We start from the raw sequence: 7,172 nt of genomic DNA on the forward strand, positions 1-7,172 counted from the left end.
CCGACCGGCGGGCGCCGCCGGCGCTCCCGGTCGCGCGGCGCCGCCGCCAAGGAGGCCGCCGACCAGGACGCCGCCCCCGAGCAGGGCGCGGCCCCCGAGCAGGACACGGCCGCAGCCGACGAGCAGGACGAGGACCAGGACGCCCGCGACCAGGACGCGCAGGGCGACGAGGCCGGCGACGAGCAGGACGGCGGGCGCCGCAAGCGACGCCGCGGCGGTCGCGGCCGCCGGCGCCGCAGCGGCGACGACGAGTCGTCGTCCGACGCACCCGCCGAGGGCGAGGCGTCCGGCGAGGAGCAGTCCGGCGACCAGGACGAGGAGCAGCAGGGCGACGGCGAGCAGGCCGAGGAGGGCACCGGCAGCAGCCGGCGCCGTCGTCGTCGCCGGCGCCGCGCCGGCGGTGGCGACGAGGCGTCCGACGACGACCCGCCGAACACCGTCACCAAGGTGCGGCCGGCCCGCTCGGCCCGCGACGAGGTCGTCGGGGTCAAGGGCTCGACCCGGCTCGAGGCCAAGCGGCAGCGCCGCCGCGAGGGCCGCGAGTCCGGCCGCCGCAAGCAGGTCATCACCGAGGCCGAGTTCCTCGCCCGCCGCGAGGCCGTCGAGCGGACGATGGTGGTGCGCTCGACCGAGGGCCGCACCCAGATCGTCGTGCTCGAGGACGGCGTGCTGGTCGAGCACTACGTCGCCCGCAAGGCGGCGGCGTCGATGATCGGCAACGTCTACCTCGGCAAGGTGCAGAACGTGCTGCCGAGCATGGAGGCGGCGTTCGTCGACATCGGCAAGGGCCGCAACGCGGTGCTGTACGCCGGCGAGGTCAACTGGGACGCCGCCGGCCTGGAGGGCCAGCCGCGCCGCATCGAGCTGGCGCTGAAGTCCGGCGACCCCGTGCTGGTGCAGGTCAGCAAGGACCCCGTGGGCCACAAGGGCGCCCGGCTCACCAGCCAGGTGTCGCTGCCCGGCCGCTACCTGGTCTACGTGCCGAACTCCTCGATGACCGGCATCAGCCGCAAGCTGCCCGACACCGAGCGCGCGCGGCTGAAGAAGATCCTCAAGGCGGTCGTGCCGGACCACGCCGGCGTCATCGTCCGCACCGCGGCGGAGGGCGCGAGCGAGGTCGAGCTCGAGCGCGACGTGCAGCGGCTGCAGGCGCAGTGGGAGAAGATCGAGAAGAAGGCCAAGGCGGTCAACCCGCCGACGATGCTGCACGGCGAGCCCGACCTCACCACGAAGGTCGTCCGCGACGTCTTCAACGAGGACTTCGCCTCGCTCGTGGTGTCCGGCGACGACGCCTGGTCGACGGTGAAGGGCTACGTCGACGAGGTCGCGCCCGACCTGTCCGAGCGGGTCACCCGCTGGGACGGCGACGGCGACGTGTTCGCGGCGCACCGGGTCGACGAGCAGATCGCCAAGGCGCTCGACCGCAAGGTGTTCCTGCCCTCGGGCGGGTCGCTGGTCATCGACCGCACCGAGGCGATGACCGTGGTCGACGTCAACACCGGCAAGTTCGTCGGCTCGGGCGGCAACCTCGAGGAGACCGTCACCCGCAACAACCTCGAGGCGGCCGAGGAGATCGTCCGCCAGCTCCGGCTGCGCGACGTCGGCGGCATCATCGTCATCGACTTCATCGACATGGTGCTCGAGTCCAACCGCGACCTCGTGCTGCGCCGCCTCACCGAGTGCCTCGGCCGCGACCGCACCAAGCACCAGGTCGCCGAGGTCACCTCGCTCGGGCTGGTGCAGATGACCCGCAAGCGGGTCGGCCAGGGGCTGCTCGAGGCGTTCAGCGAGCCGTGCGAGCACTGCCAGGGCAGCGGCGTGACGCTCTACGACGAGCCGATCGAGCGCAAGGGCGGCGGCGGCAACGGCGGCGGCAACGGCGGGGAGCAGAAGCAGGCGCCCAAGGAGGACCCCGCCAAGACCGAGCAGGCGCGCCGCGCGTCCGCGGAGGCGCACAAGGTGCACGAGGCCGCCCGCAAGGCGATGGAGCGGGCCAAGGGCGCGGGCGCCGAAGGCGGCGAGGGGCTCGCGGCGGTCGACGCCGACGAGGTCGCGGAGCAGATCGTGGCCGAGGTCGTCGCCGAGGTGTCGGCGGCCAAGGACGACGCCCCCACCGAGGACGGCCCGTCGGAGGACGAGCCGTCGGACGGGGCGTCTGCCGGCGCGACGTCGTCGGACGACGCGGCACCCGCCTCGTCGGAGCAGCAGCCCGAGCAGCAGCCCGAGCGGGTGTCCGACCAGGCGTCCGACCAGGCGTCCGACCCGGCGTCCGAGCACGACGACGAGCACGACGACGAGCACGACGACGAGCACGACGACGAGGGCCCGCGCGCCTGAGCGCGCGGGCAGCGGGACCGCGCCCGCCCCGGTTTGACCCGTGGCAGGCACGATCCGTACCCTTGACCGTGGTCCGCCCTGCACCACGCGCGCGGCGGACCCTGCTGCGCGCCCCACGGTGCGGCGCCAGCGACCCGACGACAGAAGGTGGGCACAACGTGTACGCGATCGTCCGCGCCGGCGGCCGGCAGGAGAAGGTGTCCGTCGGCGACGTGCTGACCGTCGATCGGCTCGCGGGTGAGGCCGGCAGCACGGTCGAGCTGCGGCCGGTCCTGCTCGTCGACGGCGAGACCGTCACCTCCGACGCCGGTGCCCTCGCCAAGGCCAAGGTGACCGCCGAGATCCTGGCCGAGACCAAGGGTCCGAAGATCACCATCCTGCGTTACAAGAACAAGACCGGCTACCGCCGTCGGCAGGGCTACCGCTCCCAGCTGACGCAGGTCAAGGTCACCGGCATCGACGCCTGAGCCTCGTGGCTCACCCCCAGCACGAGAACCGCAGGAGGCGGAACAGATGGCACACAAGAAGGGCGCGAGCTCCACGCGCAACGGTCGCGACTCGAACGCCCAGCGCCTGGGCGTCAAGCGCTTCGGTGGGCAGCAGGTGAACGCCGGCGAGATCATCGTCCGCCAGCGCGGCACCCACTTCCACCCGGGCGAGAACGTGGGCCGCGGCGGCGACGACACCCTGTTCGCCCTCGCTGCCGGTGCCGTCACCTTCGGCACCCGTCGCGGTCGCAAGACGGTGAGCATCACCACCGCCGAGTGACCCGCGGCCCCGCCACCGTGCGGGGCGACTCCACGCCGACGAAGGGGTGAGCCGCCAGGCTCACCCCTTCTCGCGTCCCACCCGCCACCGCGGGACCGAACCACCAGCAGGAGAACGGACATGGCCAGCTTCGTCGACCGCGTCGTGCTGCACGTCGCGGGCGGAGACGGCGGCCACGGCTGCGCGTCGGTGCACCGCGAGAAGTTCAAGCCGCTCGGCGGCCCGGACGGCGGCAACGGCGGCCGCGGCGGCGACGTCGTGCTGCTCGTCGACCCCTCCACCACCACGCTGCTCGAGTACCACCACGGCCCGCACCGCGCGGCGCAGCGCGGCGGCCAGGGCGCGGGCGACATGCGGCACGGGAAGAACGGCGACGACCTCGTGCTGCGCGTCCCGAGCGGCACGATCGTGAAGAGCTCGGACGGCGAGGTGCTCGCCGACCTGGTGGGTGTCGGCACCCGGTTCGTCGTCGCGGCCGGCGGCCGCGGCGGGCTCGGCAACGCGGCGCTGGCCTCGGCCCGCCGCAAGGCGCCCGGGTTCGCGCTGCTGGGCGAGCCGGGCGACGCCGACGACGTCGTCCTGGAGCTGAAGTCGGTCGCCGACGTCGCGCTCGTCGGCTACCCCAGCGCCGGCAAGTCGAGCCTGATCGCGGTGCTGTCGGCCGCCCGGCCCAAGATCGCGGACTACCCGTTCACGACCCTGGTGCCGAACCTCGGCGTCGTCGAGGCCGGCGACGTGCGCTTCACCGTCGCCGACGTCCCCGGCCTGATCCCCGGCGCGAGCGAGGGCAAGGGCCTCGGGCTGGAGTTCCTGCGCCACGTCGAGCGGTGCGCGGCGCTGGTGCACGTCCTCGACTGCGCCACGCTGGAGCCGGGCCGCGACCCGCTCAGCGACCTCGAGGTGATCGAGGCCGAGCTGGCCGCCTACGCGGTCGACCCCGACCTCGGTGGCGGCGCGGTGCCGCTGAACGAGCGGCCGCGGCTGGTGGCGCTGAACAAGGTCGACGTCCCGGAGGCGCGCGAGCTCGCCGAGCTGGTGCGGCCCGAGCTCGAGGCGCGCGGGTACCGCGTCTTCGAGGTCTCCACCGCCTCCCGCGCGGGGCTGCGCGAGCTGTCGTTCGCGATGGCCGGGCTGGTCGCCGAGGCCCGCGAGGCGGCGCCGGTGCTCGAGCCGCAGCGGGTGGTGGTGCGGCCGGTCGCGGTCGACGACACCGGCTTCACGGTCCGGGCCGAGCAGGACCCCTCCGACCCGGCCGAGACGCTGTACCGCGTCCGCGGCGCCAAGCCGGAGCGCTGGGTGCGCCAGACCGACTTCAGCAACGACGAGGCCGTCGGCTACCTCGCCGACCGGCTGGCGCGGCTGGGCGTCGAGGAGGCGCTGTTCGAGGCCGGCGCCGTCGCCGGGTCGACCGTGCTCATCGGCTCCCCGCGCGACGCCGTCGTCTTCGACTGGGAGCCCACGCTCGTGGGCGGTGCCGAGCTGCTCGCCGGGCCGCGCGGCACCGACCTGCGGCTCGAGGAGTCGCAGCGCCCGACCCGCGGCGCCAAGCGCCAGCAGCACGCCGAGCGCCGCGCGGCGATGGACGAGGCGCGGGCCGAGCTCGCCGCCGACCGCCGGGCCGGCCGCTGGACCGACCCCGACGACGAGTGAGGGAGCAGGCGTGAGGGACGCCGACCGCCGCCGCGGCGGAGAGGGCAGCGTCCGGGACCGGGCCGACCTGCCGCGTGCCGAGCGGATCGTGGTGAAGGTCGGCTCCTCCTCGCTCACCACCGCCGCGGGCGGGCTCGACCCGCAGCGGCTCGGGGCGCTCGTCGACGCCCTGGTGGCCTGGCGCAGCCGCGAGGGGCTCGTGCCCGGCCAGGTCGTGCTCGTGTCGTCCGGCGCGATCGCGGCGGGCCTGGCGCCGCTCGGGCTGACCCGCCGTCCCGGCGACCTGGCGACCCAGCAGGCGGCGGCCAGCGTCGGCCAGGGCCAGCTGGTGGCCCGGTATGCGCGGGCGTTCGCGGCGCACGACCTGCAGGTCGGGCAGGTGCTGCTGACCGCCGACGACGTCGTCCGCCGCCAGCACTACCGCAACGCCCAGCGCACCCTCGACCGGTTGCTGCAGCTCGGCGTCGTGCCGGTCGTGAACGAGAACGACACGGTGGCCACGCACGAGATCCGCCTCGGTGACAACGACCGGCTCGCGGCCCTGGTGGCGCACCTGGTGCACGCCGACGCGCTCGTCCTGCTCTCCGACGTCGACGCCCTCTACGACGGCCCGCCGCACCGCGAAGGCGCCCGCCGGATCGCGCTCGTCGAGGGTCCCGCCGACCTCGCCGAGGTGACGGTGGGCTCGGTCGGTGCCGCGGGCGTCGGCACCGGCGGCATGGTCACCAAGCTCGAGGCGGCGGCGACCGCGACCAGCTCGAGCATCCCGACGCTGCTCACCAGCGCCGCGAAGGTCGGTGACGCGCTCGCCGGTGCCGACGTCGGCACCTGGTTCGCCCCCACCGGGCGCCGCGTCCCCACCCGGCTGCTGTGGCTCGCCCACGCCGCCGAGCCCGCGGGCCGGCTGGTGCTCGACGCCGGGGCGGTGCGGGCCATCACCGCGCGCGGCGCGTCGCTGCTCGCGGCGGGAGTGCGGGCGGTCGAGGGCGACTTCGACGCGGGCGACCCGGTCGACCTCTGCGACGAAAACCGGGACGCGGTGGCCCGCGGGCTGGTCAACTACTCCTCGGGGCAGCTTCCCGAGCTGCTCGGACGCACGACCACCGACCTGGTGGCCGAGTACGGCCCGGGGTACGACCGCGAGGTCGTGCACCGCGACGCGCTGGTGCTGGTGCACCGGTGAGCAGCACCGGCACCACGAGAGGGGGGACCGTGGAGGGTGGCGCAGCCGACCTGCCCGTGGTGACCCAGCCCGACCTCGCCGTGGTCCGGCACGACGCCGCGCCGATGCCGCTGTGGCACGTCCGGGTCACGATGGGCGGCGAGCCGACCGACCCCGAGCAGCTGCGGATGGCGCTGGAGCGGCTGTGCCTGGCCAGCCCGTTCCTCGCGGGGGTGCGCTACGACGCCACCCGCGCCGAGATCACGTACTGGGACGAGGCCGAGGACGCCGACGACGCCGCCGCCCTGGCGCTGCGGGTCTGGAACGACCACCGCCGCGGCGTGGGCCTGCCGCACTGGCAGGTGGTCGGCCTCGAGGTCGTCGACCGCGACACCCGCCGCGCCCGCGTCGCGCTGCCCGGCCAGGTCGACTCCCGCGACGTCGTCACCGGCGGGGTGCGCCCCTTCTAGGCGTCCCGCTCGCCGCGGGCGCGCAGCAGGGCGTCCAGGCGCACCAGCAGGTGCGAGACCCGGTTCGCCGCCTCCGTCGGGTGCGGATAGCGGCGCAGCACGTCGACCACCGTCGCGTCCGCCCGCCGGGCCGCCTCCTCGATCGCGCGGTCGCCGACCGCCGGGTCGTCCCCGGCCTCGAGCTCGGTCACCCGCGCGGCGCTCGCCGGCGCGCGCAGGACGTGCCCGACCTGGGTCGCCTTCGCGATCGGGTGCAGGTAGGCGGCGGACGCGGCGTCGCCGGCCGAGCGGGCGACGAGGCGCGCGACCTCGGAGGGGGCCTCGCGCGCGGCGCGGTGCGCGTCGAGCGAGGTCACCCGCTGCAGGCGGCTGCGCGCCGCACCGTGGACGAACAGCCGGGCGGCGTCGAGCGCCGTCCGGGGCCTCGGGTCGTCGGGGCGTTCGCGCTCGAACAGGGGCAGCAGCGGTGCGGCGCTCTCGAGGACGTACGCCGCGACCGCGCGCAGCTCCTCGCCGGTGAGCTCGACGTCGCCGCCGGTCGTCGCCACGGACGAGATCGTGCCACCGTCCGGACCGTGGTCGCCCCGTCGGCCCGCGCGGTCGGGGCCGTAGCCTGGGGACGTGACCACGACCGCCCCCGCCCCCGCTGCCGCCGGTGCCGGGACGGGCACCGCCGTCGACGAGCTGGTGCTCCGCACCTGCCGCGCCGCCCGCGAGGCCTCGCGCTCGCTCGCCGGGGCGGCGCTGCACGCGCTGGTGCTGGCCGGGCTCGGGCTGCTGGTGGC

Annotated in this window: 7 protein-coding genes; 6 read left to right on the forward strand and 1 reads right to left on the reverse strand. The window is 75.6% G+C overall.

The window, feature by feature from the left end; genetic code table 11:
* The 6 genes from ACYVKY_RS20870 to ACYVKY_RS20895 all read left to right on the forward strand — a co-directional run.
* Positions 1-2,337 (forward strand): Rne/Rng family ribonuclease (locus tag ACYVKY_RS20870; protein WP_460436907.1); only part of this gene is annotated, 2,337 nt, incomplete at its 5' end.
* Positions 2,338-2,495: 158 nt separating this feature from the next.
* Positions 2,496-2,804, forward strand: coding sequence for a large ribosomal subunit protein bL21 (gene rplU / locus ACYVKY_RS20875; protein ID WP_460436908.1), 309 nt, complete (start codon positions 2,496-2,498; stop codon positions 2,802-2,804).
* A 46-nt stretch (positions 2,805-2,850) separates the two neighbouring features.
* On the forward strand, positions 2,851-3,105 hold the full coding sequence (gene rpmA, locus ACYVKY_RS20880) for a bL27 family ribosomal protein (protein ID WP_460436909.1): 255 nt from the start codon (positions 2,851-2,853) through the stop codon (positions 3,103-3,105).
* A gap of 120 nt (positions 3,106-3,225) precedes the next feature.
* The gene (gene obgE, locus ACYVKY_RS20885; RefSeq protein WP_460436910.1) at positions 3,226-4,755 is read left to right on the forward strand and encodes a GTPase Obg; all 1,530 of its coding nucleotides are present in this window, start codon (positions 3,226-3,228) and stop codon (positions 4,753-4,755) included.
* Between the two features lie 67 nt (positions 4,756-4,822).
* Positions 4,823-5,938: a glutamate 5-kinase gene (gene proB, locus ACYVKY_RS20890; protein ID WP_460436913.1), complete on the forward strand. Its 1,116-nt coding sequence runs from the start codon at positions 4,823-4,825 to the stop codon at positions 5,936-5,938.
* 29 nt (positions 5,939-5,967) lie between these two features.
* Positions 5,968-6,387 (forward strand): hypothetical protein, encoded by a 420-nt coding sequence (locus ACYVKY_RS20895; RefSeq protein ID WP_460436911.1) that lies wholly within the window; start codon positions 5,968-5,970, stop codon positions 6,385-6,387.
* On the opposite strand, the gene ACYVKY_RS20900 is transcribed toward ACYVKY_RS20895, so the two are convergent.
* Complete coding sequence (locus ACYVKY_RS20900) at positions 6,384-6,935, reverse strand: putative immunity protein (protein WP_460436912.1); 552 nt, start codon at positions 6,933-6,935, stop codon at positions 6,384-6,386. The genes ACYVKY_RS20895 and ACYVKY_RS20900 overlap by 4 nt on opposite strands.
* Positions 6,936-7,172: the final 237 nt, after the last annotated feature.

It is taken from the genome of Angustibacter speluncae, assembly GCF_054777815.1.